Annotated in this window: 24 protein-coding genes; 18 read left to right on the forward strand and 6 right to left on the reverse strand. The window is 43.3% G+C overall.

What is annotated here, in order from left to right:
- The first annotated feature begins 6 nt into the window (after positions 1-6).
- The 6 genes from nagA to AC0L13_RS03480 all read left to right on the forward strand — a co-directional run bounded on the left by nagA (position 7) and on the right by AC0L13_RS03480 (position 6,044).
- Positions 7-1,215, forward strand: coding sequence for an N-acetylglucosamine-6-phosphate deacetylase (gene nagA / locus AC0L13_RS03455; protein ID WP_473643995.1), 1,209 nt, complete (start codon positions 7-9; stop codon positions 1,213-1,215).
- A 59-nt stretch (positions 1,216-1,274) separates the two neighbouring features.
- Positions 1,275-2,006: a GntR family transcriptional regulator gene (locus AC0L13_RS03460; protein ID WP_473643997.1), complete on the forward strand. Its 732-nt coding sequence runs from the start codon at positions 1,275-1,277 to the stop codon at positions 2,004-2,006.
- Between the two features lie 275 nt (positions 2,007-2,281).
- Positions 2,282-3,124, forward strand: a complete 843-nt coding sequence (locus tag AC0L13_RS03465) for a class II fructose-bisphosphate aldolase (RefSeq protein ID WP_473644000.1) — start codon at positions 2,282-2,284, stop codon at positions 3,122-3,124.
- Complete coding sequence (gene pfkB, locus AC0L13_RS03470) at positions 3,121-4,053, forward strand: 1-phosphofructokinase (protein WP_473644003.1); 933 nt, start codon at positions 3,121-3,123, stop codon at positions 4,051-4,053. The genes AC0L13_RS03465 and pfkB overlap by 4 nt, the downstream gene beginning before the upstream one ends.
- Before the next feature lie 20 nt (positions 4,054-4,073).
- Positions 4,074-5,093, forward strand: coding sequence for an SIS domain-containing protein (locus tag AC0L13_RS03475; RefSeq protein ID WP_473644005.1), 1,020 nt, complete (start codon positions 4,074-4,076; stop codon positions 5,091-5,093).
- A 9-nt stretch (positions 5,094-5,102) separates the two neighbouring features.
- Positions 5,103-6,044 (forward strand): ROK family protein, encoded by a 942-nt coding sequence (locus tag AC0L13_RS03480; RefSeq protein ID WP_473644007.1) that lies wholly within the window; start codon positions 5,103-5,105, stop codon positions 6,042-6,044.
- 461 nt (positions 6,045-6,505) lie between these two features.
- On the opposite strand, the gene AC0L13_RS03485 is transcribed toward AC0L13_RS03480, so the two are convergent.
- The 3 genes from AC0L13_RS03485 to AC0L13_RS03495 all read right to left on the reverse strand — a co-directional run bounded on the left by AC0L13_RS03485 (position 6,506) and on the right by AC0L13_RS03495 (position 9,665).
- Complete coding sequence (locus tag AC0L13_RS03485; RefSeq protein ID WP_473644009.1) at positions 6,506-7,612, reverse strand: ABC transporter ATP-binding protein; 1,107 nt, start codon at positions 7,610-7,612, stop codon at positions 6,506-6,508.
- 111 nt (positions 7,613-7,723) lie between these two features.
- Complete coding sequence (locus AC0L13_RS03490; protein WP_473644011.1) at positions 7,724-8,611, reverse strand: PucR family transcriptional regulator; 888 nt, start codon at positions 8,609-8,611, stop codon at positions 7,724-7,726.
- Between the two features lie 190 nt (positions 8,612-8,801).
- Complete coding sequence (locus AC0L13_RS03495) at positions 8,802-9,665, reverse strand: MurR/RpiR family transcriptional regulator (RefSeq protein WP_473644013.1); 864 nt, start codon at positions 9,663-9,665, stop codon at positions 8,802-8,804.
- A gap of 177 nt (positions 9,666-9,842) precedes the next feature.
- Here AC0L13_RS03495 and AC0L13_RS03500 point away from each other — a divergent pair, with 177 nt between their 5' ends.
- The gene (locus tag AC0L13_RS03500; protein WP_473644015.1) at positions 9,843-11,225 is read left to right on the forward strand and encodes an aspartate aminotransferase family protein; all 1,383 of its coding nucleotides are present in this window, start codon (positions 9,843-9,845) and stop codon (positions 11,223-11,225) included.
- Between the two features lie 84 nt (positions 11,226-11,309).
- On the opposite strand, the gene AC0L13_RS03505 is transcribed toward AC0L13_RS03500, so the two are convergent.
- Positions 11,310-12,383, reverse strand: coding sequence for an S-layer homology domain-containing protein (locus AC0L13_RS03505; RefSeq protein ID WP_473644017.1), 1,074 nt, complete (start codon positions 12,381-12,383; stop codon positions 11,310-11,312).
- 186 nt (positions 12,384-12,569) lie between these two features.
- On the opposite strand from AC0L13_RS03505, the gene AC0L13_RS03510 reads away from it, so the two are divergent.
- Positions 12,570-13,865, forward strand: a complete 1,296-nt coding sequence (locus AC0L13_RS03510; RefSeq protein WP_473644019.1) for a serine hydrolase domain-containing protein — start codon at positions 12,570-12,572, stop codon at positions 13,863-13,865.
- Positions 13,866-14,104: 239 nt separating this feature from the next.
- On the opposite strand, the gene AC0L13_RS03515 is transcribed toward AC0L13_RS03510, so the two are convergent.
- Positions 14,105-14,500 carry a VOC family protein gene (locus AC0L13_RS03515; RefSeq protein ID WP_473644021.1) on the reverse strand — a complete coding sequence of 132 codons (396 nt, stop codon included), beginning with the start codon at positions 14,498-14,500 and terminating at the stop codon, positions 14,105-14,107.
- Positions 14,501-14,811: 311 nt separating this feature from the next.
- On the opposite strand from AC0L13_RS03515, the gene AC0L13_RS03520 reads away from it, so the two are divergent.
- On the forward strand, positions 14,812-15,843 hold the full coding sequence (locus tag AC0L13_RS03520) for an SDR family oxidoreductase (protein WP_473644023.1): 1,032 nt from the start codon (positions 14,812-14,814) through the stop codon (positions 15,841-15,843).
- Between the two features lie 156 nt (positions 15,844-15,999).
- Here AC0L13_RS03520 and AC0L13_RS03525 read toward each other — a convergent pair whose 3' ends face one another.
- Positions 16,000-16,707, reverse strand: a complete 708-nt coding sequence (locus AC0L13_RS03525) for a DNA alkylation repair protein (protein WP_473644025.1) — start codon at positions 16,705-16,707, stop codon at positions 16,000-16,002.
- Positions 16,708-16,895: 188 nt separating this feature from the next.
- On the opposite strand from AC0L13_RS03525, the gene AC0L13_RS03530 reads away from it, so the two are divergent.
- The 9 genes from AC0L13_RS03530 (at position 16,896) to AC0L13_RS03570 (ending at position 26,261) form a co-directional block, all read left to right on the forward strand.
- Positions 16,896-17,297: a hypothetical protein gene (locus tag AC0L13_RS03530; RefSeq protein ID WP_473644027.1), complete on the forward strand. Its 402-nt coding sequence runs from the start codon at positions 16,896-16,898 to the stop codon at positions 17,295-17,297.
- A gap of 114 nt (positions 17,298-17,411) precedes the next feature.
- Positions 17,412-19,220 (forward strand): S9 family peptidase, encoded by a 1,809-nt coding sequence (locus AC0L13_RS03535; RefSeq protein WP_473644029.1) that lies wholly within the window; start codon positions 17,412-17,414, stop codon positions 19,218-19,220.
- Positions 19,217-20,479, forward strand: coding sequence for a M20/M25/M40 family metallo-hydrolase (locus AC0L13_RS03540; RefSeq protein WP_473644031.1), 1,263 nt, complete (start codon positions 19,217-19,219; stop codon positions 20,477-20,479). The genes AC0L13_RS03535 and AC0L13_RS03540 overlap by 4 nt, the downstream gene beginning before the upstream one ends.
- A gap of 205 nt (positions 20,480-20,684) precedes the next feature.
- Positions 20,685-21,608, forward strand: a complete 924-nt coding sequence (locus AC0L13_RS03545; RefSeq protein WP_473644032.1) for a nucleoside hydrolase — start codon at positions 20,685-20,687, stop codon at positions 21,606-21,608.
- A gap of 23 nt (positions 21,609-21,631) precedes the next feature.
- Positions 21,632-22,507 (forward strand): ribokinase, encoded by an 876-nt coding sequence (gene rbsK, locus AC0L13_RS03550; protein WP_473644034.1) that lies wholly within the window; start codon positions 21,632-21,634, stop codon positions 22,505-22,507.
- A gap of 271 nt (positions 22,508-22,778) precedes the next feature.
- Entirely contained in the window at positions 22,779-23,468 is a 690-nt protein-coding gene (locus AC0L13_RS03555) for a GntR family transcriptional regulator (protein WP_473644036.1), read from the forward strand.
- The gene (locus AC0L13_RS03560) at positions 23,468-24,475 is read left to right on the forward strand and encodes a TRAP transporter substrate-binding protein (protein WP_473644037.1); all 1,008 of its coding nucleotides are present in this window, start codon (positions 23,468-23,470) and stop codon (positions 24,473-24,475) included. The genes AC0L13_RS03555 and AC0L13_RS03560 overlap by 1 nt, the downstream gene beginning before the upstream one ends.
- Positions 24,445-24,969, forward strand: a complete 525-nt coding sequence (locus AC0L13_RS03565; RefSeq protein ID WP_473644039.1) for a TRAP transporter small permease — start codon at positions 24,445-24,447, stop codon at positions 24,967-24,969. Before AC0L13_RS03560 ends, AC0L13_RS03565 begins: the two co-directional genes overlap by 31 nt.
- Positions 24,970-24,974: 5 nt before the next feature.
- A complete protein-coding gene (locus AC0L13_RS03570; protein ID WP_473644041.1) occupies positions 24,975-26,261 on the forward strand; it encodes a TRAP transporter large permease in 1,287 nt (428 codons plus the stop codon).
- Positions 26,262-26,280: the final 19 nt, after the last annotated feature.

Below are 26,280 nucleotides of genomic sequence, written 5' to 3' on the forward strand. Positions count from 1 at the left end.
ATGATCATGAAACCAATTTGGCTGCTGAACGCAACAATCGTATTGGAACGATCGATACTAGAAGACGGTTATTTATATTTGAAGGATGGTACAGTTTGTTCTATTGGACATATGGCGGATTGCCCGCCCATACCTGATTTTGATTTGCAATTTGATTGCCAATCAAGGAAACGGATCATCCCCGGCATGATTGATATTCATGTTCATGGTGCGGACGGTTTTGACGTGATGGATGCTTCGGTTGAGGCGTTAAAAGGCATTGCAAAAAAACTTGCAAAGGAAGGGACGACTTCCTTCCTCGCAACAACGATGACAAACCCAGTCAATCGGATCGATGAAGCGATGTCTGCTATAAAAACGTACCGTGAGCAAAATATGCAAGGCGTTCCTGAAATGATCGGCATCCATTTGGAAGGGCCTTTTATTCATCCGGCGCAAAAAGGGGCTCAGCCGGAGCAGTATATTTTACGCCCAGATATTGAATTGTTTAACGAGTGGCAACGGTTATCGGGAGGGGCTATCAAAATTGTCACCTTTGCGCCTGAGATGGGCGATCATTCCTTTGTTGAAAGGGTAGTTGAAGAAGGGATCATCGCTTCGATTGGACATTCAAATGCGACATATGCCGAAACGTTGGAAAATGTGCGACGAGGTGTAACACATGCGACCCATTTATTCAATGGAATGAGAGGGCTTCATCATCGCGAACCTGGAGTGGTAGGAGCAGTACTGCTCGCTGACGAAGTTTTTGTCGAAGTGATTCCGGACGGACATCATTTTCATCCTGATTTGCTGAAACTTATATTGAGGCAGAAGGGAATCGAACGGACGCTTGTCATAACAGATGGCATCCGGGCAAAAGGAATGCCTGATGGGGTTTATGATTTAGGAGGCAACAATGTCATTGTGCAAGATGGAAAATGTACGTTAGAACAAGGGGCTTCCTTAGCAGGCAGCATCGTGACGATGAATGAAGCGAGAAAAAACATGGCGAAGTGGGGTGGCTTGTCATTGCTTGAGCAGACATACGTTACTTCGTTCAATCAGGCAAAACGGTTAGGCATCGATTCCCGGAAGGGGTCCATTGCAGTAGGAAAAGATGCTGATATCGTCATTCTAGACGATACGGACCATATCGAAATGACAATCTGTAACGGGACGATTGCCTATGCATCCGCTAACTCCAATTTTAAGAGATTATATGATTTGATGTGAAATTTGCTGAAGTGATGATATATTGGAACTTGAAGAACTATTTAAAAGGATGAATCTAGATGAAACCATTAGATCAAGCAAGCATTATTCCATTATATTATCAAGTTAAGCAACGTTTAGAGGAGCGCATCAAATCTGGCGAATGGAATCCTGGTGATAAAATAGACTCGGAAAACCAGTTGATGGCTGCATTCAATGTTAGTCGAAATACAGTAAAAAAGGCCATTGAAGAAATGGTGCAAGAGGACATGCTTTATCGGATTCAAGGAAAAGGGACTTTCGTTTCGCATCCGAAGTTTGAACAATCGCTTGGAGGATTTTATAGTTTTAGCCAAGTACTAAGAGATAAGGGATTCAAACCTTCGGATATTGTACTGGAAGTTGAAGAAGTGAGTCCTTCCTCGGCTGTGCGGAAAGGATTGCAGCTTGAACGCGAAGAAAAAGTGATCAAGATGAAACGTATCCGTTGTGCAGATGGAGAGCCGATCATATTGGAATCCTCTTACATGCCCAAGTCAATCGTACAAAACAAGGATGATTTGTTTGACGTGGCAACGTCATCATTGTACGACTTGCTGGCTAACCGTTATGGAGTTTCCGTCATACGTGCAAAAGAGGCTTTTGAACCTGTTTTGATTCGGGAAGAAGAAAGCGTCCATTTGAAGACGGAAGTAGGAAAGCCTGCTTTGCTATTGGAACGCACGGCTTTTGATACGAACAATCGTCCGGTGGAATTTTGCATATCAATCGTACGTGGCGATCGCTGCAGATTTTATACTGATTTGGTGTAAGTACATAGCTTTTTTATGTGCTTCGCTTACTATTATTGTCCAGCTACAGGCGCTAGGAAGATGTCTTAATTTCTGCAAATACCGCAGAAATACGGCAAATCGAACCCTGCGCAGTTCGACTTGCTCGGGTCATAAGTCAAAGCAAAAGCGTAGCGTTAGGAGCAGCGCAAAAAGCGCCACGCCGCATCTTTGCCTTATGCCTGTCGCATCTGAGCAAGCGCCTTCCGCTTTTCGTTGGTTGTACCAACAACCCTATCATATAGGAGGTTATGTAAATGCCATTAGTTACTACAAAAGAGATGCTGAAGGATGCTCGAGACAACCATTACGCAATTGGGGCGTTTGGTGCACATAATTTGGAAATCATCAAGTCAATCATTGCAGGAGCTGAATCGGTCGGAGCTCCGGTCATTTTACAAACTACATCTAGTACATATAAATATGTCGGAATGCCTTATATGATTGCGATGGCAAAAGCGGCCGCTGAACAAGCGAAAGTTCCGGTCGCATTGCATTTGGACCATGGGGAATCTTTCAATGTCGTGATGGAATGTTTGCGGGCAGGTTATACGTCCGTCATGATAGACGGTTCCACTCTTCCGTTTGAGGAGAATGTGATGCTCGTCAAACGCGTTGTGGATGCTGCGAAACCGATCGGGATACCGGTAGAAGCGGAACTTGGAACGATTGGCGGTGTGGAAGATGACCTCATTGTCGATGAAAGCATGGCAGCATTCACCGATCCAACACTTGCGGGGGAGTTCGTACGAGAAACGGGTATCGACTCATTAGCCCCTGCTTTCGGAACTGCCCACGGAAATTATAAGCAAGAACCGGATTTGCAATTCGATCTGCTTCGTAAGATTCAAGATGAGACATCCATTCCTCTAGTGATGCATGGTGCGTCAGGCGTCAGTGAGGAAAGCGTACGTAAGGCATTGAATTATGGCGTAGCCAAAGTGAATTTCTCGACAGAATTGAAGGACTTATTTGCTGATGAATTGCGTTCCTATTTCATTGATAACCCAAACGAAAATGATCCAAGGAAATATTTCCTTCCGGCGAGAGAGGCACTCATCGACTTAGTGAAAAAGAAGATTGAGATGCTGCAACGATGATTACAACGATCACATTGAACGCTGCAATTGATCAGATTTATCGGCTTGATTGTTTGGCGGTAGGCGGAGTCAATCGGATTTCGGATATGCACCATGATGCTGGTGGAAAAGGCCTGAACGTCGCCAAAGTTCTTATTTCATTAGGGGCCAAGGTAGATGTCGGTGGTTTTTTAGGCGGCAACAATGGTGAAAAAATCCGTCGCCTCGTGAAAGAAAAAGGGATCCCTGAACAGTTCATACCGATAGCTGGTGAAAGCCGGGTATGCTTGACTGTTATGGAAACATCGACAGGGAAAGGCACAGAGCTACTGGAAAGCGGCCCGGTTATTTCCGAGGATGAATGGAAGGCGATGCTTGACTGGTTACGCGAGAAATCGAAGAAGACGAAATGGTTTGCGTTGAGCGGCAGCTTGCCGAAAGGGTTGCCGGATGATACTTACGCGCAAATGATCGATATTATTAATGCGAATGGAGCGAAGGCGGTACTCGATACGAGTGGAATGGCATTGCGGTATGGCATTGAAGCAAAACCGTTTGCAATCAAGCCGAACGAGCGGGAATTTGCTGACATGGTCGGAGCAGAGTCCTTGACGATGGAGAGGATGCGTAAAGAAGGTTGCCGCCTTATAGACCAAGGGATTGGGCATGTTTGTCTTACGTTGGGAGGAAAGGGCGCTTTGTTTTGTAATCAATCAGGTTCTTTCCAAGCGGAAGCGCCACTTATTGACCTCAAAAACCCTGTCGGGAGCGGGGATGCATTCATCGGCGGATTGCTGTACGGGTTTTCCTCTTCTGAAGATGATGTGAAAGCATATAAGCGTGCGATTGCATGCGGTTCTGTCAATGCGGCACATCCGGAGATCGGCTACAGTGATTGGAATGAAGTAGAGGATTTGTTGAAATTGATTGAGATTCATGAATTGAATTGAATTGAATTGAGGAGGAGATTATGATGCATACGTATAATGAAATCAAAAACCAGGCGGAACAGTTGCACAAGACTTATGAGCTTTTAGAGAAGGAAGCTTTTAATACGAATGAAGTCGACCAAGTCATCTTCACGGGATGCGGCACGTCATTTTACTTGGCCTCATCAGCTGCGCGATACTATCAAAACGTAACAGATGTGTTAGCTGCAGCTGTACCGGCTTCCGAGCTCTTTCTTCATGCTTCTTCGTGGATTATACCGGGGAAGAAGTATTTAGTAGTCGCTATTTCACGTTCAGGGACGACATCGGAAATCATTATGGCATTGGACAACTTGAAGGAGAATGAGCAAATCCGTACATTGGCGATCACTTGCAATGGCGATACGGCAATGGCTGAGATGGCTGATGAAGTGATTGCTCTTGATCATATCTCGGAGAAAAGTGTAGTCATGACGCAATCTTTTTCGAATATGATGTATGCTTTGCAACTGTACGCAGTGAAATGGGTGGGGGCACAGCAAGACTTGAAAGAGCTTGCACTCATTCCGGATCTTGTGAATGGATTGATTTCGTCAGAGGACCGGACGAAGAAGATTGCGGAAGATTTGACGAAAAAACGATTCATTTATCTTGGATCGGGTCAATATAACGGATTGGCGAAAGAGGCTACATTGAAGCTGAAAGAAATGACGCAAACAGAATGCGAAAGCTATTCCAGCCTTGAATTCAGGCACGGTCCCATTTCGATTGTAGACGAATCGACTGTTGTCATTCTTCTTGCACAAAAGGAGACGGCTGCTTTTGACCAAAGTCTTGTGAAAGATATACAGCGTCTTGGGGGGTATGTACTCGTCATCGGACCAACAAATGAAGATTTTGAAGCGAATCAACTCATTCGACTGACTGATGAAATTACCGACCGCAATCGTTACTCCCTATACGTTCCGCTCCTTCAATTCCTGGCATATGAGCGTGCTGTCCGTCTTGGATTCAACCCCGACCAACCGCGAAATCTTACGCAGGTCGTCAAATTGGCGTAAGTGTTTCGAATGGAATATATACTCGCGGCGGATATCGGAGGGACGAAGTTGGCGGTGGCGCTTTTCAGTGCGGATGGGGTAATGGTCAGCTCCACTGTGAAGAAGAGTGAAACGGAAGACGGGGAATTGCTTTATCGCTTGTTTTCGAATGCGTGTGATGAACTGTGCACTGAAGCTGGATTAGAACGGATGGCTATAAAGGGCATTTCAATTGGACTACCCGGTATCGTGGATGTGGATAAAGGCGTCGCGGTATTCCAAAACAATTTACCGTGGCGGGACTTTCCGATAAAGGAACGGTTGTCTGGCATTTACACAGCGGCAGACATCAAAGTGGACAACGATGTGTATATGGCTGCGTGGGGAGAATACAAACAGAGAGGGTTTGCAGAAGAGTCGCTCGTTTACGTCACATTGAGCACGGGCATTTCCTGCTGCAGTATAATTGGCGGTCAGTTCGTGCGAGGAGCGGGAATGGCTGGTGAAATAGGGTTTGGCATTGTGAATGATCGCATGGCGAGATTGGAGACGCAAGTGTCGGGACCGGCAATGGAGGCGAAGGGGAGAACAGCCTTCGCTGATCCTGAAATATCGCTGCACGAAGTAATGGACCGCTATTATGCAAATGACGATCAAGCGGTCTTTATTCTCAATGAAGCGGTTCGGGCTTTGGCGAGGGAAGTGCATCACACACTTCTCCTACTCGATCCACACGCCATCGTATTAGGCGGCGGTGTGTTCAATAACCATCCGCGACTCGTCGAAGCTGTGAAAAAAGAACTCGCCGATTATTTACAACATCCTTTATTCAAAGGCAAAGAGCAGCGAATTGAGCCGAGCCTTCTGAAAGGGGATACGGGCTTATGGGGTGCCTTTTTCCGCTTCGGAGCCCGAAGGAAGGATTCTCTGGAAGAGATTAATCCAATATACTGTTTAATGAATGAGGTGTAGGATATGATCATGTCCTGCACCTCAGCCTGTTGACAAACGCTCGCATCCGTTGTTGAGTCCTACAGGAAGTAGGTCATGCATCCGTTGCCGCAGGACGCGGCGTCCTTAGGATGCCTTCCCTACTCGCTCGTCCGCTCATGAACTTTAGTCCTATTCGCGTCTTAGCTCGACTTCGCGCGGGCTCGCAGGAGGCGAGTCATGCAACCGTTGCCAATCGAACGGCGTAAGGTTCGATTTGCCTTAATTTCTGCGCTCTTTGCAGAAATTAAGGCACCTTTAGGAAGTGGCGCTCTTAGGTTGCCTTCCTTGACAAGCGTTTTCAATCAGGCTGAGGATATCCCTGCCCATTCTTACTTGCCTAAAAAGAGTGTAGGATATGTTAATATCCTGCACCTTTTTTATGTTCGCGGTTATGGGAATGAAAAAGCCTTTGCTCGTCTGAAGGGCAAAGGCTCGTATAATCATACTTCTTCTGTAATGCGCATTTCCGTAGATTTATCAAAGAAATGGGCTTTTTCCATGTCAAAGACTAACTGTAATTGTTGTCGAGGCTGGACGTCCGCATCCGCATTCAGTCGAGCGATGAATGATTGTCCTTCAATAGAGGAATACACCATCATTTCAGCACCGGTCAATTCGGCAACATCGACTTGTACTTGCACAAGGGAGTCGGACGAATTCTCAGTACCATCACTCGTATAATGGATATGCTCTGGTCTGACGCCAAGTATCACTTCTTCACCAACGAATCCCTGCTTCTCCAATAGTTGATAGGATTTTTCTGGTATTTTGAGTGAAACAGGTCCAATGGCAAAATGCTCATCCTGGATTTTACCCGTAAAGAAGTTCATGGCCGGAGACCCGATAAATCCACCCACGAAGACGTTTTGTGGATTTTCGTATACTTCTTTTGGCGTCCCGATTTGTTGAATCAATCCATCTTTCATAACGACAAGACGAGTTGCCATCGTCATTGCTTCCGTCTGATCATGTGTTACGTAAACGGTTGTCGTGCCTAAACGCTGATGTAATTTCGAAATTTCCGCTCGCATTTGGACTCGCAACTTAGCATCAAGATTTGATAGAGGCTCGTCCATCAAAAACAATTTAGCGTCCCGTACGATCGCCCGACCGAGAGCAACCCGCTGTCTTTGTCCCCCAGACAAAGCTTTAGGTTTACGCGTCAAATATTCATCGAGTCCGAGAATGTCTGCCGCCTTTCTGACCCGCTCATCGATTTCAGCTTTCGAGAATTTCCGAAGCTTCAATCCAAATGCCATATTATCGTAAACAGTCATATGTGGATATAACGCATAATTTTGAAATACCATTGCGATATCGCGATCCTTTGGAGCAACATCATTCATCAGTTTGCCCTCAATTCGCAGCTCACCATCAGTTATCTCCTCAAGCCCAGCAATCATCCGTAGCGTAGTGGACTTACCGCAGCCGGAAGGGCCGACGAGGACAATGAATTCCTTTTCCTCGACGCGCAAATTAAAATCCGATACAGCAACGGCTTCATCCCCGTACTTTTTATAAATACGATCCAATACTAACTCTTCCATTCAAGCCACCCCTTTAGTCAGTTCATACATTAAGGATAGCAATGCAGCCGAAAGGGCGGTATGGACACGTTGCACAAAAAAGATCGGCAATGTATTGTGCAAACTGTCTTCTTACCGAGAAGCAAGCAAGCTGGCGCAATACGCCACGAGTGCACCGTCGAAACTACGGACAGATATGCCTGTCGTTTCTTGAAATTTGGCAAGCCTATAATTCAACGTATTTCGGTGAATATGCAATTTTTCAGAAGTGACAGAGGCGTTGAATCCGTTTTCAAAAAACGACCTGACTGTTTCAAGCATACTGTCGTCATATCCGATTGGTTCAAGAATTTCTCTTTGCAACATCTCGTTCATCTCCTGTGATGCTTGGTGAATAAAGAAAGAGGGAAAAAGGAGCTCCATCGTAAAAATCCTATTCTTTGGCAGTAAAGAGATGCCTTGTAAAAACCATTCTGCTTCCTTTGCAAATTTCGTATGATAACAATCATCAGCCGTATGGAACTTCCCGATGTATAGTTTAGTTTTAATAAAGAAATCGGCTTCTAGCGCGCTTACAAACGAAGCCAAATCTTCGGTGGTTTGTATATAAGTCGATTTCTGTTCGATCAAAACCGCTTGGTCTGCTGATATGTATACAAATTGCATGCTGCCGTCAAAAAATGCATTTACTGCATCCTCCAGCTCCTCAACATCAACATTTCGGAGCATCAGATGAATGGCCCGGATTTCTGTTTTATTGCCGATAGGCGAATTGCCTGTCCCCTGCAAAAAACGAATCCATCTTTCCGTTGTTGGAGTAGATGGGGAAGGAGTATATGGTACTTCCGTGAAAAAGGAAGCCAACATCGTATAGTCACGCGTCGAAACGTCCGATTTCAAAATGCGTATCCAGCAGTTTTCCTGTGGATGATGAAAAAGGTATTCATGCTGTTGAGTTAAAGAAGGTCGAGACGATAGAATTTCAAAAGATGGGAATAAAGATGCCATTTCAGATAACAAAAGATTCGCTCCCTCCATCGGTGATACTTATCACTAGTATACAATGGATAAAAGGTAGATTGGATGTCTAGCTGCTAGAAAAAAGTGAAATGTTTTGCAATGTTTTTAGGTTTAAAATGAAAAGTCAGCCGAGGTGGCTGACTTTTTGTAGTACTTTCATGATTTCGTCTTAATTCATGCAACGCTTTAATCAAGTTTCTCTTTTATAGAAGCTGCCGAATTTGCCCCATATCTCTTCCATTTTCGTGAGGCGAATTTCGACTTCCTTTTCGCGTTCTTTCCCTAAATAAACGATAAGGGCGTTTATTACACTCAAAGGGGCAGTGAAGGAGTCGATGAATGACGGCATATCGCTGGAAGCGGTCAATGTAACGTCTGAATATTGGAAGAGGGGAGACAGTAGATTATCCGTAATGGAGATCGTGCTCGCTCCCAAATCCTTCGCAAAGGCTACGGTGTCAATTGTACTGCTCGAATAGCGGGCAAAGCTTATTCCAATGACAACATCGTCTTTGGTCAGTGAGTAAAGTTGCTCAGGTATCACTTCAAAAGAACCGAGTAGTTCGGAATTTTCAAGTATGATGTTTAAATAGTAGTGAAGAAAGATACCTAGTGATGCTGTACTCCTGTTCGCGGAAATGTAGATTTTCTTCGCGTTTAATAGTAGCTGAGCAGCTCGATGAAAAGCTTTGATGTCCAGGTTTTCCATCGTTGATTTAATATTACTTATATCATCATTGAATATGTCATAGATTGCTTTTTCTTTGTCATCATAGACATGTGAAGACATTTTCAACCGTTCCATTGTCGTTAGCTGCTCTTGAATGGAGTTCTGCATTTGCTGTTGCATTTCTGGATAGCCGGAGTATCCAAGGGTTGTTGCGAATCTGACAACAGTTGCTTCACTTACATCCGCTTTTTTCGCTAATGTAGCTACCTTGAAGAACGGTACAATGTTGGAGTTCTTCAAAAGATAGTTGGCAATTTTCTTATGCGATTTACTCAGTTCGTTCATGTTTTCAGCAATATGTTGAAAAACATTTCTTTGATTCATAAAATCCAATCCTTTTGCTTTTGGTACCAATACTATTTGAATATAAGGGAAAATGCAATAATTATTTCATAATTAGATGTTTTCCTTATTTACTCTACTAAACCACCGATGTATACTTGAAATAAATATTTCATATAGTTTGAAAATGAAATAAAAAATTCATGAGGGGTGGAAGGAATGACGCAAAGTAGAGTAGTATCGGGGATTGAAGAGTATCGTAAAAAAACACCAGCTTCGCTTGAGTTTTCAAAGATGTCCCGGAACGTCATGCCGGGAGGAGTAACGGCTAACATCAAGTTCTTTGAACCTTATCCGGTAATTATGAAAAAGGGAAAAGGTGCTTATTTGACAGACTTGGATGGGAATGAATATGTCGATTACCTTCTTTCTTATGGAGCATTGATGACCGGACATGGCCATCCTAAAGTGATGGAAGCCATTCGGAATCAAATGGAAGAAGAAGGAACGCTGCTATTTGGAACGCCACACCATTTAGAAATCGAAATGGGAAAGAAAATTCAAGAACTTTATCCTGGAATGGAAAGATTGCGTTATACGAATTCCGGTACAGAAGCGACATTGCTATCGATAAGAATGGCTTACGCATACACAGAAAAATATAAGATTGCAAAATTTGAGGGCCATTACCACGGTGGCTATAATCAAGTGCTTCTCAGTGTGAATCCGTCATTGAATGAGGCCGGTCCTGCAAAAAATCCAAACTCGATCGTGGAATCAAAAGGCGTTGAACCATACAACATAGAAAATACTATCATTTTGCCTTTTAATGATTTAGAAGCAACGTCCGAAATTTTAACGAAGCATAAAGATGAAATTGCAGCTGTCATTCTCGAGCCTGTTCAAGGAGGATTCATACCGGCGGAACAGGAATTCATGGAAGGCCTACGGGCAGTGACGAAAAAGTTAGGGATCCTGCTCATTTTCGATGAAGTGAAGACGGGCTTCCGCCTTGGTTTAGGGGGAGCGCAAAAAGTGTACGGAGTGACACCTGATATTACAGCATTGGGGAAAGTCGTCGGGGGCGGATTCCCGGTAGGCATCGTAGGGGGCAGTAAGGAGATCATGGACATCAGCGCACCGACCGCAGCTTCGGATGTATTTGATAATAGTCAAAGCAAACGTTCAGGTGCAAAGGATGTACTATTCCACAGCGGAACGTACAACGGGCATCCGACGATCCTTGCCGCCGGATTAGCGACAATTGAAGTGCTGGAGCAAGAAATCGATAATGTTTTTGAAACGGCTCATCAATTGAAGTCAGGAATTCGCGAATTGTTCCATCAAAAAGGAATCAATGTTCAAACAATAGGCTTGGGCTCCATTTTCAATTACATCATTACAGAAAAAGAAAAAATTCAAAGTTATCGGGACTTGCAAGAATCCGAATTTGGAATGAGGAAAGACATCGATTATCATTTGCTAGCGCGCGGTATTTATAATAAACCTTTAAACCGTTACAGTTTAGCAACTGTCCATGGAGAAAAAGAAGTGGATCGGACGTTGGAAGCATTCAAACAAACACTCAATTCACTATTCTAATTTAGTGCCTGTGCATAGGGATTTCACATTCGCTAGAATAGAAGAAAAGCAAACCCCACAGTAGATTCTGTGGGGTTGAATTATCTAATTCTCCCTTGTAAACACTCGCAAATTCACATTAAAATACTCCCAATACTGAATGCCTTCACTTTGACCGAAGAGTGTCACTTTAATATTATTCGCCACCAAGTCTCCGTTTGTTTTGTCTTTCGGTGCTTTCAGCATATCTGTCATTAATTCTTGGAGCTGTTGTTTGGCGGCTGTACGATTGTCGACGACATTGATGAGAGGGCCGTCCGCGATGCGTATGTGAGAAACGCCGAGGGCAAGGAGCTTGTCAGAAAAGAAGCCGAGGCCTTGGATTGCTTTTAATCCTTCGACACGATTAAAGGCAGTCATCGTTAGTGTATCGGTTTTTTGATCGTATGAGGCTTGCGATACTTTTTTCCCGTCTTTTTCGATGACGCTATTTTCAAGGACGATGGCTTGAATCTTTGCTTTTGTTTCTTCAGCGATGTTGGCGGCTTTCACTAAGTCTTCTGAGCGTACGACAAATGACGCCATTTGTGCGCGTGTGACATTTGCATTCGGTTCGAATGTGATTGTCGTTTTTCCTTTCGTCACTTTGTTTTCAACGAGCGTTCGGATATGCTTTGCGTACCATGCGGAATTGCTGACGTCCTTGAACGGGTTTTCCGATTTCGCTTCGAGCGGAAGTTTATAGCTCAAGTCAATAATTTTCGAGGCGTGTGCACGTGTCATCGGTGCGTTCGGACGGAAAGTGCCGTCTTCGAAACCTGAGATGTGTCCTGCATTCGCAAGTGCAGCGACATATCCGTAGTACCACTGGTTTTTATTCAAATCTTTGAAGCCCGGATCTTTCACGTTTCTCGTATCAAGTTTGAGAGATAACGCTAAGATTTTCGAAGCATGCGCACGTGTCAATGTTGCGTCTGGCTGGAACGTGCCATCGTCATATCCTTGGATGATTCCCCTTTCGGCCAAGTTCAAAATTGCATCATGGTGGTCGGAGCTTTTCGGCACATCTTTGAATGAAGTGACTGCCGCTTGAGCCGAAACTAGGCCTGCTATGAACAAGCTAGCAGCCAACGATATGATGAATATATATATAAAAGTCTTTCTTACTGTCTTTTTCATAGTATTTCCCCCGAGTGGTTTTGAATTTTGATAAAAAAGAATATTCGTATCAACTATATCATAGTAGATTCACAGACAGTAGAGAAGGTGTAGATACTTCCTTTTCAATCTTGTTACAAATTCGCAAAAGTGATGATAGAATTGATGAAAAGAGTGGGAATTATTTCACGAAGGGGGACGATACAATTGAGTCGATGGAGAGAATTTGAAGTGTTCGTCGAAGAAATGATGAAAGCAGAGCACATACCTGGAGTTGCAGTAGCGATTTCCGAGAACGGGAAAACGATATACCAAAAAGGGTTTGGAACGAAGGATTTGGAAACGAATGAGCCGGTCACTCCTGACACCATTTTTGGTATCGCCTCCGTCACAAAATCATTTATCTCACTTGCGATCATGAAGCTAGCAGAAGAAGGAAAGTTGAAAATAGACGATCCAGTTACGAAGTATCTTCCACGTTTCCGATTAATTGGGTACGACAATATGGACGTAATCAAGATTCACCATCTTCTTTCTCATACGAGCGGAATTGCTACAATGGAGAGAAAGGAAGAATTGAACGGATTTGAAGAGCATCTTCGCTATATAAACGAAATCGAGCGAACAATCTTAGGGAAGCCAGGGGACTATATTTGTTATAACAATGATCTGTTTTTATTATTGGGCGCTATTATTGAACAAGTGACGGGTGAAAACTATAAGGATTACATTCATAAACTGATAATAGCACCATTGGAGATGACTCGAACGACTTATCATTTACATGAATTACAAAGCTTAGATAATGTAACGAAACCTTATGTATTAGAAAAAGGTACACCAACAATATGTGAATGGCCAACATTAGGAAACTATGCTGTTGGCGGCGGCATTCGGTCGTCCGTGTCGGATTTGCTTAAGTATGGAAATGTTTTTGGCGATGCACTTGAAGAGGAAGTTATCGGTCGTGCTTCGATTGCAAATATGACTGAAGCCATCCATTATATTGGCGGAAATAGCTATTACGGATTCGGTCTTCAAACGACGCCTAACTATTCTGGCGTTACATTAGTCGAGCACGGCGGGGGACAACCGGGGGTATCGTCGAATTTCGGTTTTATTCCTGAACGAGGAATTGTTGCAGCTGTTTTAACTAATTTGAGTGACGTAAGTGCAAATGCCATTTGGCTTGCAGCGATCAATACCGTTCTTGGTCTGGCGATTGACGAAAAGAGGAGTACAGAGCCTCACTTTGAAGTGAATTCAGAACAGCTCCAGCGCTTAGTCGGAACGTATCGGTCTGGAGAGGGGACAGAAGTAAAAATTACCCAGGTAGATGAAACGATTATGGCAACTATATCGGATAAGACTTACAAACTGCGAGCGAGTGATGAAAGAACTCTCGTTATGCTGCCGATAGAAAAGCCAATACGGTTCTTTTTTGATGAGAACAATAATGCATGGGCGTTATTTTTAGGGTTGAGAATGCTTGTGAAAAGTTAGAAGTTGCTTTTATGCGTGAGTAGAGGCGTTTATGCGGTTTTGTGACAGTTTATTCGTAAGTTCGTTTATTTATGAATGGATTTCGGAGTTTATGCGTGGAAACCCCGATTTATGAGTGATTTGAGAGATTTATGCGGGATTGTGGCATGGGGATAGGGTCTTTTGGACGCGATTGAAAGACAAAGGGTTTAAATAAAAAGAGCTGTCCTAGAAACTGGGACAGCTCTTGCTACTTGATTCTATTTCGCATTCTCATCAGGTTGATGGACGCCGAAAACATTGCCTTCCGTGTCGAGATAATAGCCTTGCCACGCCATGCCTGGTAAGGCGTGTTTAGGCAATGCGACTGTGCCGCCATTCGCCATTATTTTCTCATGCGTGTCATCGTAATTCACTACATTCATCGTACACGTAAACCCGTTTACAGCTTGTCCGACTTCAGGACGCGGACCTTGCCGTTGCATCAAAGCTCCATTTATGCCAGGTTCACTATCTTCGCCCGTCACTGCTCCGAAATAAGGCATTCCCGCAAAATCGCTCCAATCTTGGAATGACCAACCGAATACTTCCCCGTAAAACTTTGTTGCCCGTTCCATGTCATCTACATGGATTTCGAAATGAATTAATCTACCCATGGTTTCCTCCTGTAATTTTACTTTTCAATATTTAGATTTGTTCGATTAATGATATCATCTTACGATTGAATGTGTAAATGATTATCTATTGAATATGCGAGGTTATCTATCAAATCTGGGAAGTTATCTATTGAATTCAAGAAGTTATCTATTGAATCTGAGAAGTTCTAACCAAAACAGGACTTTCGGACTAGTGAATGAAGGATAAAGTGAGCTGTCATTTCATATGATGTTGGGTTATGCGAAGAGGGTTTCGTCTGTTTTATGGCGAATTAAAAATGAAATTCATTTACATGAACGGGGGAAGAACTATGAAGGTTCTTATATTAGGGGGCACGCGTTTTTTAGGGAGAGCTTTAGTAGAGGAAGCGTTGAAAAGAGGGCATGAGGTCACTATGTTTAATCGTGGCACAAATCCTGAAGTGTTTCCGGGAGTGGAGCAGCTAATTGGCGATCGAAATGGCGATGTGTCGCAAATGGAAAACCGGAAATGGGATGTTGCCATAGACACATGTGGGATTTCGCCGTATCAAATTGAAAAAATCGCAGCTGTGCTTGGAGATAACATTGAGCATATAACCTATATTTCAAGCATCTCCGTTTATCCGGATTGGATTCCGCTTAATATTGCGGAGGATTATCATGTACATGCTATCCCGCCGGAAAATGTTTTGAAAGAAATAGAGGAGGGGACCGTGTCTCCTTACGAGTATTACGGTGGAATGAAAGTGGCGTGTGAAGCAGAAGCGGAGAAGTATTGGCAAGGCCGGGTACTGCAAGTGAGAGCGGGATTGCTCGTCGGGTCGTTTGATTATACGGATCGGGTTCCGTACTGGGTTCATCGTGTAGCGCAAGGCGGGGCTGTGTTGGTACCGGGGCGTCCAGAACGTCGGGTACAGTTCATTGACGTCAAGGATCTAGCAGCATGGGCGCTCAATATGGCGGAAAACAGAAAAGCGGGTACGTTCAATGTAACGGGACCTGGTTATGAGTTGACGATGGCAGAGTTCTTGTACACATGCAAAGCTGTCACGGGTAGTGATGCGGAATTTGTATGGGCGGACGAACAATTCATGCTTGAAAACAAGGTCCAGCCTTGGACGGAAATGCCGTTATGGATTCCAGAACAATTTGCATTGGAAGGAGCCTCGGAACCGTGGAAAGGCAGTTCCTTCATTAGTATAGAGAAAGCTGTCAACACTGGCCTGTCCTTTAGACCACTTGAAGAGACTGTTTCTGATATTTATGAATGCGTAAAAGCAAAAGATACAGAATGGAAAGCGGGCATCTCGAGGGAACGCGAGCAAGGGCTGCTAGAAGCGTGGGTGGAAAAAGTCGAATAAACGGTGCCTGTGCCGCACACAATTCAATTTATTCACTACAATTGTATACTGAAAAAAAGTGAAGCCAGTCAGATTAGATTATGACCGGCTTTCCGCTGTATATTCATATTTTTTGTTGAATGGTCATAAATATGCCTTGCACAGGTACCGACTTAATTAACATCTTACATATTTGCGTTTGAAGCCGATTTTGCCTCTGTCTATTTCTTTTTGGATGTTTTCGTATGCGTTTAGGATGGCGGGTTTTTTATTGTCCCGTTTCATTTCTACTGGGCCCATTGCTTTCGCAGTTTCGACTGCCATTTCATGTAGGGGTACGTATGAAAATCCAACTGTGTATACGAAGTTGTTCATGGCGGATTTTGTTCGCTCTGGCGCGTTGTGAATCGTGTTCTTGACGGTTTCAAGCATGCTTGCGATTTTGCTTTCGGAAAACTCGACGTCTTTTCGATTTCCTAGAAGCCAGCAATAGCAGCTCCAACCGGCCGACATTTTGAGTTCATCACCGTTCGCGATCCACTTATCCGCAACTTCTTGCGCGATATCCGCTTCTGCCAACGTGACGGCCACGACGTAATCGGAAAGCATATAAAAATACGCAGAATCAATCCAACGGTCAAAATCCGTCTCGTTCATTGCTTTTGGATCCGCGATGACGCCCGCGAAGTACATAGCATCATAGTTCCCTGTCGCATAAAGCTCTTCCGCTAACGCTTGGTTTATTTTAATTATCTTGGACATTGGCTTCATCGCGCCTGTCGCCACACCGAAAACCGGCTCATGTGCACCATTCGACATGTACATTTTTTTCATCCGTTCCTTGCCGAGCGCCTCGAGCTCCTGCATCACTGTTTCAAAATCCATTGTTTTAGCACTTCCTTCTTATTTGTCAATTGTCAATTTCATTATCCTATAAGGAACTGCTTTTTGTCAGTACTTTAAGAGGTATTTGAAACATAAGGTCGGAAGAGATATCATTAAATTAAAGAATATGGAAGATTCTGTATTGGCAAGAACGAATTGCAAATCGATTGAGTCTGAGGAGTGAAGTTATGTTTAAAATTATTGTTTTGATTCTCTTTGTAATCACAATGTATGCTGTTCTAAACAAAGAAAAGAAAGCAATTCGATTTATTATTATCGCCTATTTTGCTTTGCTATCCATCGTATTTTTAGTAGGAATCAATCGAATCTCATTTAAGTATAACTTATATGATGGTCCTGTAGAAGGCGGCTTCCAAAGCCTAAGTAATTGGGTTGGGGCGTTCTCACTTTTATTTATTGTTCCTTCAATGTTGATGTTTGCATATTTGCTATTTAAATGGACCATGAAAAAATTCAAAGAAACTCGGGTTAGGATTAGTGTATATATAGTTTCATTGGTTGTACTGATGACGTTAAGCTTTGTGTCATTATTTATTTTCACCCTTATTTTTTACGGGTTCGCTCCATAAAGAAGCTGATCAAATCAACATTTGATTGGCTTCTTTTCTCATTTATATACGTGGCATCGAAAATGGTATACTAGTATGAAATATACGAATTATTTCAAGAGTGGGGGATTATTTATGACCGATGAAGAAAAAGTGTTATTAGATTTCTTGAAAGTGAACTCTGCGTATGAAGCGAAGGTTGTGCCGGGGACGAGCACGTTTACCTTTTTGACGAAGTTGACGGGGATTCCGCAAGTGTGGAAGCTCGATGAAAATGGTGAGCCGTTTCAATTTATTGAAATGCATGACCGTGTTTTGAGTGTACACCATTCGCCTACGGGGGATCGGACTGTCGTAGGAGTAGACAGCAAGGGGAATGAAAAGCAGCAACTGTATCTCGTTGATGCGAATGGAAGCAATCCAGAAGTGTTTGTGGAATCACTCGAACATTTCCATCATATTGGGGGCTGGTCGAAGGACGGGCGTTATTTATCTTACTCGAGCAACCGTCGTCATCCCGGATCTTTTGATGTATTTATTATCGACGTGGACACGAAGAAAGTGGAGGAAGTCTTTACAAGTGATATTAATTGTGTTCCGCTCGGTTGGGTGGATGATGAGTCGATTTTTATTAGCGTCATGGAAACGAATATAGACAGATCCATTTTTATCGTGAACATCCGAACGAAGGAAAAGGTTCGTCTTGGTGTGGAAGGGGAAGTTGCCCGTATACATTCCCCGATCGTCAAGAATGGTGAAGGGTTTGTCCTTACCGATACAAACGAGGATACGCTGCATTTATGCAGGTTTTCATTGCACAATCCGAGTAGTCTCGAAAAGCTTCTCCATTGGAAGAAATGGGATATGGAAGAAATTGCGCTTTCGCCGAATGGGGAATCGCTTTCTTTTACATTGAATGAAGGCGGCATTACTAGATTAGGTGTTTATTACCCGAAATTAAAGAACTATGAATTGATGGATTCGCTGCCGAAAGGTGTGATTGGATCTCTATCTTGGGTATCGAATGAATCATTTTTATTCACATTGAAAACGCCGACGAACCCGGGGGACATTTGGAAGTACGATTTGATATCGAAAAAAGCGGAGCGATTGACGTTCATTGGCGAATCAGAATCTGTCGGCAAGTATTGGATTGAACCTGAACTGCATTCCTATTCATCTTTTGATGGGTTAGAAGTTCCTTATTTCTTCTATAACAAAGACAAGGAGGGACAGAAGCCTGCTGTCATTTACGTGCATGGCGGCCCTGAAGGCCAGTCGAAGGCGGAGTATAATCCTGTTTTGCAATATCTCGTTTATAAAGGTTTTGCGGTGGCAGTTCCGAATATCCGCGGGAGCAATGGGTACGGCAGGAAGTATTTAAAACTGGATGACGCGGATAAAAGGTTGGACGCGGTCGCGGATTTGGCTAGTTTAGCGAAGGATCTGACGGACTCCCATCAAGTGTTGCCTGACAAGATTGGCATTATAGGGAGAAGCTATGGAGGGTTCATGGTGTTGTCGGCGTTGACGCATTATCCGGATTTGTGGGCGGCGGGCGTCGATATCGTCGGAATGTCCAATTTGAAAACGTTCTTGACGAATACAGGGGAATGGAGAAGGTATTTGCGAGAGTATGAATATGGTTCCCTTGAAAAATACAGCGATTATTTCGATGAAACGGCTCCTATGAATCTGACACATAAAATCACAGCGCCGTTGCTCGTTTTCCATGGCAGGAATGATACGCGCGTACCGGTGAGCGAAGCGGAACAGCTTGTTGCCGATTTACAGACGTTGAACCGTGAAGTGGAGTTGCTCATTTTCGAAGACGAGGGTCATCAAACGGAAAAAATCGAAAATCATATAACGATGCATACAAAGACAGTGGAGTTTTTTGATCAGTATCTAAATACATCAAAAGTGGGGGACTTGTCGCTATGAATGCATTGAAGCCGGAAATCGCCGAGGCAGTTAAGGCGCTTGCAAATGATGAAAAAGTGAAAAAAGCGCTCACGTTTTTGGAATCCGATAATGATGTGACGACGCATGAGCAAATCGAGTTGACAGGAATTGAAGCACCTACATTTGATGAAGGAGCGCGAGGGAAGGCGTATAAGGAGAAACTTCGGCATTTGGGTATTCAGGATATTCAGGTGGATGAAGTCGGAAATGTGTTCGGCATTCGCAAAGGAACAGGAAACGGTCCTTCGCTTGTACTTTGCGCGCATCTCGATACCGTTTTTCCTGCAGGGACCGATGTACAAGCGAAATGGATTGACGGAAAAGTGTTTGCGCCGGGGATTTCGGATGACGGTCGCGGGTTGGCTGTTGTCCTAACGATTCTTAGAGCATTGAATCACGCAGGGGTTGAGACGAAAGGTGATCTGATTGTCGGAGCGACAGTCGGGGAGGAAGGGCTTGGCGATTTACGTGGGGTGAAGCATTTATTCAAGACGCGTGATGATATCGATGGATTCATTTCCGTTGAACCTGGAGCTCATGAAAGGATTACGTATTTGGCAACGGGGAGTAAACGGTTTTCCGTTACGTATAAGGGTACTGGGGGACATAGTTTTGGAAGCTTCGGGACCGCGAATCCGATTCACGCGCTTGGAAGGGCGATTGCGGCCATTTCTGTTCTCGAGACACCAACTGATCCGAAGACGACGTATAATGTCGGCGTCATTAGTGGCGGCACTTCAGTGAACACAATATCAGAGTCGGCGAAGATGATCATCGATCTCCGTTCCAATTCAGAAGAGGAATTGGTGAAACTCGAGGAGAAGGTGCTTGGCATATTGCGGCAGGCGGCAGTTGATGAGAACACTTTCAGAGGGAAGTCGGAAGAAGTGACGGTGGACATTGAGCAAGTTGGCGATCGACCCGCAGGCAGCCAGAGTACTGACGCGGATATTGTGCAGGCATCGATGGCGGCTGTCGTAGCACTCGGATTTGTTCCGGTTTTGGATGGTGCATCGAGTACGGATTCCAACGTGCCGATTAATCTTGGCATTCCAGCCGTTACACTTAGCGGCGGAGGAGACTCAGGAGGCATTCATACACTTAACGAATATTACGACCCGACGAATGCCCATTTCGGTCCACAAAAAATACTGCTAACCGTATTGACGCTGCTCGGTTACGGGGAGTCAGCGGAGCCGATGCTAGCGACACGCCAAGCGGAAGTTGTACAAAAATAGATGCGTGCAATCTATTCAAGCAATTGCATAATTGGAAAAGGGAAGCCAGTCAAATCAATGTTTGATTGGCTTCCCTTCATATTTTTTATACATATAGTTAAAGGGATATTTTGGGGTACGATTGAAAGGCAAAGAACCGTGATGTTTTTACAACGGTCTCTTATAATAGGTAGGACGTATAATTAGTGAAATGAGGAATGATTTTATGAAAACACCAATAATTATTGATACAGATCCGGGAATTGATGACGTCATTGCCATTACGGCAGCGTTGTTTGCTGAAGAACTCGATGTGAAATTAATCACGACAGTTGGTGGCAATGTTGGCATTGAAAATACGACGAATAATGCAGTAAACTTGGTGAATTTCTTGGGGAAAGATACGCCGGTTGCGAAAGGCGCGGATCAACCGTTGCTGAATAAATTAGTATCTGCTGCAAAAGTTCATGGGGAAAGTGGAGTAGGCAGCTATCAATTCGAATTTAATGAGAATAGTACGCTGCTTTCCAATAAACATGCGGTTGAGGAATTACGGGATGCCATTCTTCATTCAAACGAGCCGGTCACGCTTGTGCCGATTGGGCCGCTTACGAATATCGCATTGCTTTTGAAAATGTACCCTGAAGTAAAAACGAATATTAAAGAGATTGTCCTTATGGGCGGAGCGGTTAAAGGCGGCAACAGGACGCCGGTAGCTGAATTTAATATGTTTGTGGATCCGCATGCGGCTAAGATTGTGTTTGATGAGAATGTAAAAATCGTCATGTGCGGATTGGATGTGACGTTGCAGACCCGGATTTCAAACAACGATGTAAAGGAAATAGAAGGCTACGGTAAGGTGGGAGATATGGTCAGCCAATTATTAAGCCACTATGACAGCCCTTCAACTGCCGAGGACGAATTTGCCATTCACGATCTATGCACCATTATTTATTTGACGAGACCAGAACTGTTTACAGGTAAACGGGCAACTGTGAATGTCGTCACGGAAGGTGATGCATCAGGATGTACGCTTACGCATTATAATGAAGAGGGACATGTGCATGTAGTCTTGGATGTCGATGTTGAGGAATTCAGACGTGAGTTTATTGCGACGTTCAAAAAAGTGCATGAGCAGTTAGGGTTTTAATGAATTCGGAAAGAAGTGATGAAATGATAACGGTCATTGGCAGCATGAACATGGATTTAGTGGTAGACACAAATAGAGTACCAGAAAATGGGGAGACCATCTTAGGGAAGGACTTTTATACGTTTCCGGGCGGCAAAGGTGCCAATCAAGCAGTTGCAGCTGCGCGGCTAGGCGGAAATGTCCATATGGTCGCGTGTGTAGGGAATGACGTGTTCGGAACGGAATTGACCCGAAATTTACAAGAACAAGGAGTGGACACTGCAAATGTATCGTACTCCCCCGAAAAATCTACAGGAATCGCAAACATTATCTTATCAGAAAATGATAACCGGATTATCGTTGTACCCGGCGCGAATTATGAATTAACACCGCAAACGATTGAAGGCTTGCGAGACATTATAAAAATGAGCAATGTCGTCGTAATGCAACTGGAAATCCTGCCGGAAACAGTTAAAGCGGTGTTGAAAATATGTGATGAGTTGAATATTCCGGTCGTCATGGATCCGGCGCCAGCGGAATTCTTCGATGCCGAAATGATTTCGGGTATCCGATACATAACGCCAAATCAATATGAATGTGAGCAGCTTTTCGGTGTCCAAATGGATGAAGCGCTGGAGATGTATCCGAATCAATTGATTGTAACATTAGGCAAGGATGGCGTTCGCTATTTTGACGGGGAAAAGCATATTCATATTGAGGCCATTCAGACAAATGCAGTAGATACGACAGGTGCCGGGGATACGTTTAACGGTGCATTGGCATATGCGATCAGTCATCAATATGCGTTATATGATGCGGTGAAATTTGCAAATACAGCATCTTCATTGTCTGTTGAAAAGTTGGGTGCCCAGACGGGTATGCCGACGAAGAAAGAAGTGGAGGCGCGTTTAGCTCGCTGAGGTATCCGCTGAGCTGACTGTGGAGCACACAATTCTGGTTATTCACTACAATTGTATATGACTAAAACAAAAAGTCGGCCATGTACTATAATGGCCGACTTTTTGGTGTGTTTTCATGCAGTGGAGAGAATTGTCATAAATGTGTTGCACAGGGCTGTCAAAATTCTTAATAAACTTTATTGACTATTCTAGTAATTAGAGCTATTCTATATTCACATTGTAGATTGTCGACAATCTACAATTAAATCTATTTTTGAAGGAAGTGAGGGATTTGGACTTAAATAATATAGTCCCGATTAGTCAACCAAGTTTAGAGGAGAGAACGACTGAGAGTATTCGAGATTTAATTTTGAACCAGGAAATTCCTTTTGGAACCCATTTGACGGAAACTGCTTTAGCAGAGAGTTTGCAAGTTAGTCGTGCTGTCATTCGTACTGCATTTCAGCAATTACGTCATGAAGGGTTATTGGAACATCGACAAAATAAGGGAATGTTTGTTGTTGAATTGACGGCAAACGATGTGTGGGAAATTTTCACTTTACGTGACAAAATGGAAGCGCTTGCAACTGAGTTAGTAACACAACAGATGAACGACTCAAAGAGAAAAGTTCTCGAAGAAGTCTTACACAATATGAGAATTGCCGCGAAGAACAACGATTATGAAGAGAGTCATCGACAAGACTGGATTTTTCATCAAAAAGTAATAGAACTTTCAGGACATCAGCGTTTAATGGAAAGTTATCGTTTGCTATCAGTTCAAACGAGATTATTTTTATCATTAACAAAAGAATTTCATGTGGACGGCAATGATATTTTAAATCTGCACGAACCGATTATTCAAGCGATGCTGAATGAAGATGTCGATAGGGCATTGGGATTGATGTCAAAACACATTATTGATGATGGAAAACAATTATTAAGACATTTGCAAAAAAAAGACTCGGAAGGAAGCGATGAATAGTGAATGTAATCCGGAGAAGGAAAAACCCATGGTTATGTTGGATCATTTTTTCGTTTTCAGTTCTTCTCATCTTGGCGGGTTGTTCGAATACAAGTGGTGCAACAAAGTCCGATGTACTGAAAATACGAATCGGTAGCATTGATTCTGAAGATAGTACATCAGGAAAGGCAATCAAGGAGTTTGCGAAAGTGCTAGAAGAAGAGTTAGGTGACAAGGTGAAGATTACGGTTTATCCGAATTCTCAATTAGGAACATATCGTGAGATGGTTGAACAGGTTGCAAACAACTCCTTAGAAGGGATTTATGAAAGTATCGGGATTTTGGAGACGTGGTCCCCGCTTGCTGGAATTGAGACAATTCCTTACCTGTATAAAGATGATGAACATTTCTTTAGAATATGGAAAAGTGATGAAGGTCAAGAGTATTTAGATGAACTCGCGGAAATGTCTGGTTTTAGAGTTGTAGGTCCTTCGTTCCGTGGATTTAGACAGCTAACAGTCAACAAACCAATTGAAACGGCAGATGACTTGAAGGGAATTAAATTGCGAGTTCCTGCAATTCAAGCTTACGCCAATGCTTGGAAAGCATTAGGGGTTAGTCCGACTCCTGTGGATTTTGAAGAAACATACACAGCGATTCAGCAAGGACTCGTAGAAGGGCAAGAAAATCCTTTAGGCATTATTATGGATCATCGATTTTATGAAGTAGTCGACTATTTAGTTTTAACAAACCATATGGCTGAAACAGTAGGCTTTATTTTTAATGAAGAATGGTACAACAATCTAGATGCTGAACAAAAGGAAGCGATCATTAAAGCAGCGTTTGCTAGCTCGGAATTTTCAAAAGAAGAAACGAAGAAAACAGAGCAGGAAATGATCGATAAAGTAAAGGCAGAGGGCGTAACAGTATTGGAGCCTGATTTATCAACTTTCCGTGCAAAAGTGAAACAGCTAAAAATTGAAGGAGAATTGGCGCCATGGGTAGACCGTTTCCGATCAATCGATTAAATGATCAGAAGGGTAAATTTGAGCAATGGGGCGATCGATTGGAATCTATCTTTGGATGGATTGTAATTACACTATTAACAGTAATTGTCGCCTCTACATTTACCCAAGTGATCTTTAGATCGATTTTACATTCACCACTCCTATGGCCGGAGGAAGTCTCACGGCTAAGCTATGTATGGATATCTTTTTTAGGGATGGCGCTGCTTATTCGGAAAGGGGCTTTATTAGGAGTAGATACTTTGTTGGAAATTGTCGGACGGCGTTGGCAGAGCTTCTTTACAAAATTAAGCAACATCCTTATGTTCATCGTGTTAATCATCCTTATTTTGTTAGGAGTTCAAATGATTCAACTTGTAAAAGGACAAATACTACCGGCAACTGGCCTATCTACTATGTGTTTGTATGCGGTGGTTCCAATAGCGGGAGTCCTATCCCTGTTTTTCTTGCTTGAAATTATGTTACGTAAGCAACCCGAATCGGATGGGGGGCGCTGAGAGCAATGGAGTTACTTCCAATTATCGTTTTAGGAGTATTGACATTCGTCTTAATACTACTATCTGTCCCAGTTGCTTTCTCTCTTCTTGCATCTGCCGTTATTGTTTTTGTTATATGGCCGGAGCAACCACTTTGGCTTATCGCTCAAAAGATGGTAAATGGAATGGATTCATTTACACTGTTGGCAATCCCCTTTTTTATCTTAGCCGCAGAGGTAATGAATGCTTCCGGTAGCTCAAGAAGGATTGTAGATGTGTTCATAGGAATCTTTGGTAGGATGCCAGGAGGGTTAGCCCAAGTAAACGTTGGAACGAATATGTTTCTTGCGGGCATTTCGGGCTCAGCTATTGCTGATGCAACGGCAACGGGATCAATGCTTATACCTGAGATGAAAAAAAGGGGCTACCCAAGTTCATTCAGTGCAGCTTTGACGGCAGCGGCAGCAATTTGCGGGCCTATCATACCACCGAGTATACCGCTAGTCATCTATGGCGTCATCGCTAAAGTATCAATCTTGAAGCTTTTTGCAGCAGGTTATGTACCAGGGTTATTAATAGTAATCGTTCTGATGATTTATGTGAATTACGTAGCGAAAAAAGAGAAATTCCCACGGGAACCTAAGATTACAATGAAGGAATTGGGACAACGGACAAAGAATGGACTTTGGGATTTAGCTATTCCAGTCTTAATTATAGTAGGCATCCTTGCGGGCGTTTTTACAGTAACCGAATTGGGAGCTGTCCTTATTGTTTACGCAATGATCATCGGTTTTCTGCGTCGTGAGCTATCGGCGAGCATTTTGCCTAAAATGGTGAGAGACAGTGCATTAGCTTCGGCAAATATTATGGTTGTGGTTGGAGCTAGTTCAATTGTAGCATACATCCTAGTCATTCATGACATTCCTAATATATTGCCTGAGTTTGTATTGGGGGTTACAGATAATCCGATTTTGATATTACTTCTCGTGAATGTTGTATTTTTAGTTGCAGGCATGTTTTTAGATTCCACACCGGCTACTGTCATTTTAGTTCCAATATTCCTGCCACTAATGGCGGATATTGGCGTTGATCCGGTACACTTCGGGATTATCGTGACATTCAATCTGATGTTAGGCTTATTAACGCCTCCTGTAGCATTAAATCTTTTTGCTACATCAGCAATTGCGGAAGTGCCTTTTGGAAAGTCGTTTAAGGCGGCATTGCCAATGTTACTATTATTGTTTGCTATTTTGTTGATTATTACCTATGTACCAATAGTTTCACTTGGGATACCTAACCTATTTGGTATGTAAAACTAGTAAATGAGGAGTT

The organism is Sporosarcina sp. QA0331, assembly GCF_055808055.1.

What these genes read in the sequence shown, in the direction of transcription:
- nagA (WP_473643995.1), top strand. Translation starts at nt 7, where the DNA reads ATGAAACCAATTTGGCTGCTGAACGCAACAATCGTATTGGAACGATCG.
- AC0L13_RS03460 (WP_473643997.1), top strand. Translation starts at nt 1,275, where the DNA reads ATGAAACCATTAGATCAAGCAAGCATTATTCCATTATATTATCAAGTT.
- AC0L13_RS03465 (WP_473644000.1), top strand. Translation starts at nt 2,282, where the DNA reads ATGCCATTAGTTACTACAAAAGAGATGCTGAAGGATGCTCGAGACAAC.
- pfkB (WP_473644003.1), top strand. Translation starts at nt 3,121, where the DNA reads ATGATTACAACGATCACATTGAACGCTGCAATTGATCAGATTTATCGG.
- AC0L13_RS03475 (WP_473644005.1), top strand. Translation starts at nt 4,074, where the DNA reads ATGATGCATACGTATAATGAAATCAAAAACCAGGCGGAACAGTTGCAC.
- AC0L13_RS03480 (WP_473644007.1), top strand. Translation starts at nt 5,103, where the DNA reads ATGGAATATATACTCGCGGCGGATATCGGAGGGACGAAGTTGGCGGTG.
- AC0L13_RS03485 (WP_473644009.1), bottom strand. Translation starts at nt 7,612, where the DNA reads ATGGAAGAGTTAGTATTGGATCGTATTTATAAAAAGTACGGGGATGAA.
- AC0L13_RS03495 (WP_473644013.1), bottom strand. Translation starts at nt 9,665, where the DNA reads ATGAATCAAAGAAATGTTTTTCAACATATTGCTGAAAACATGAACGAA.
- AC0L13_RS03500 (WP_473644015.1), top strand. Translation starts at nt 9,843, where the DNA reads ATGACGCAAAGTAGAGTAGTATCGGGGATTGAAGAGTATCGTAAAAAA.
- AC0L13_RS03505 (WP_473644017.1), bottom strand. Translation starts at nt 12,383, where the DNA reads ATGAAAAAGACAGTAAGAAAGACTTTTATATATATATTCATCATATCG.
- AC0L13_RS03515 (WP_473644021.1), bottom strand. Translation starts at nt 14,500, where the DNA reads ATGGGTAGATTAATTCATTTCGAAATCCATGTAGATGACATGGAACGG.
- AC0L13_RS03520 (WP_473644023.1), top strand. Translation starts at nt 14,812, where the DNA reads ATGAAGGTTCTTATATTAGGGGGCACGCGTTTTTTAGGGAGAGCTTTA.
- AC0L13_RS03525 (WP_473644025.1), bottom strand. Translation starts at nt 16,707, where the DNA reads ATGGATTTTGAAACAGTGATGCAGGAGCTCGAGGCGCTCGGCAAGGAA.
- AC0L13_RS03530 (WP_473644027.1), top strand. Translation starts at nt 16,896, where the DNA reads ATGTTTAAAATTATTGTTTTGATTCTCTTTGTAATCACAATGTATGCT.
- AC0L13_RS03535 (WP_473644029.1), top strand. Translation starts at nt 17,412, where the DNA reads ATGACCGATGAAGAAAAAGTGTTATTAGATTTCTTGAAAGTGAACTCT.
- AC0L13_RS03540 (WP_473644031.1), top strand. Translation starts at nt 19,217, where the DNA reads ATGAATGCATTGAAGCCGGAAATCGCCGAGGCAGTTAAGGCGCTTGCA.
- AC0L13_RS03545 (WP_473644032.1), top strand. Translation starts at nt 20,685, where the DNA reads ATGAAAACACCAATAATTATTGATACAGATCCGGGAATTGATGACGTC.
- rbsK (WP_473644034.1), top strand. Translation starts at nt 21,632, where the DNA reads ATGATAACGGTCATTGGCAGCATGAACATGGATTTAGTGGTAGACACA.
- AC0L13_RS03565 (WP_473644039.1), top strand. Translation starts at nt 24,445, where the DNA reads ATGGGTAGACCGTTTCCGATCAATCGATTAAATGATCAGAAGGGTAAA.
- AC0L13_RS03570 (WP_473644041.1), top strand. Translation starts at nt 24,975, where the DNA reads ATGGAGTTACTTCCAATTATCGTTTTAGGAGTATTGACATTCGTCTTA.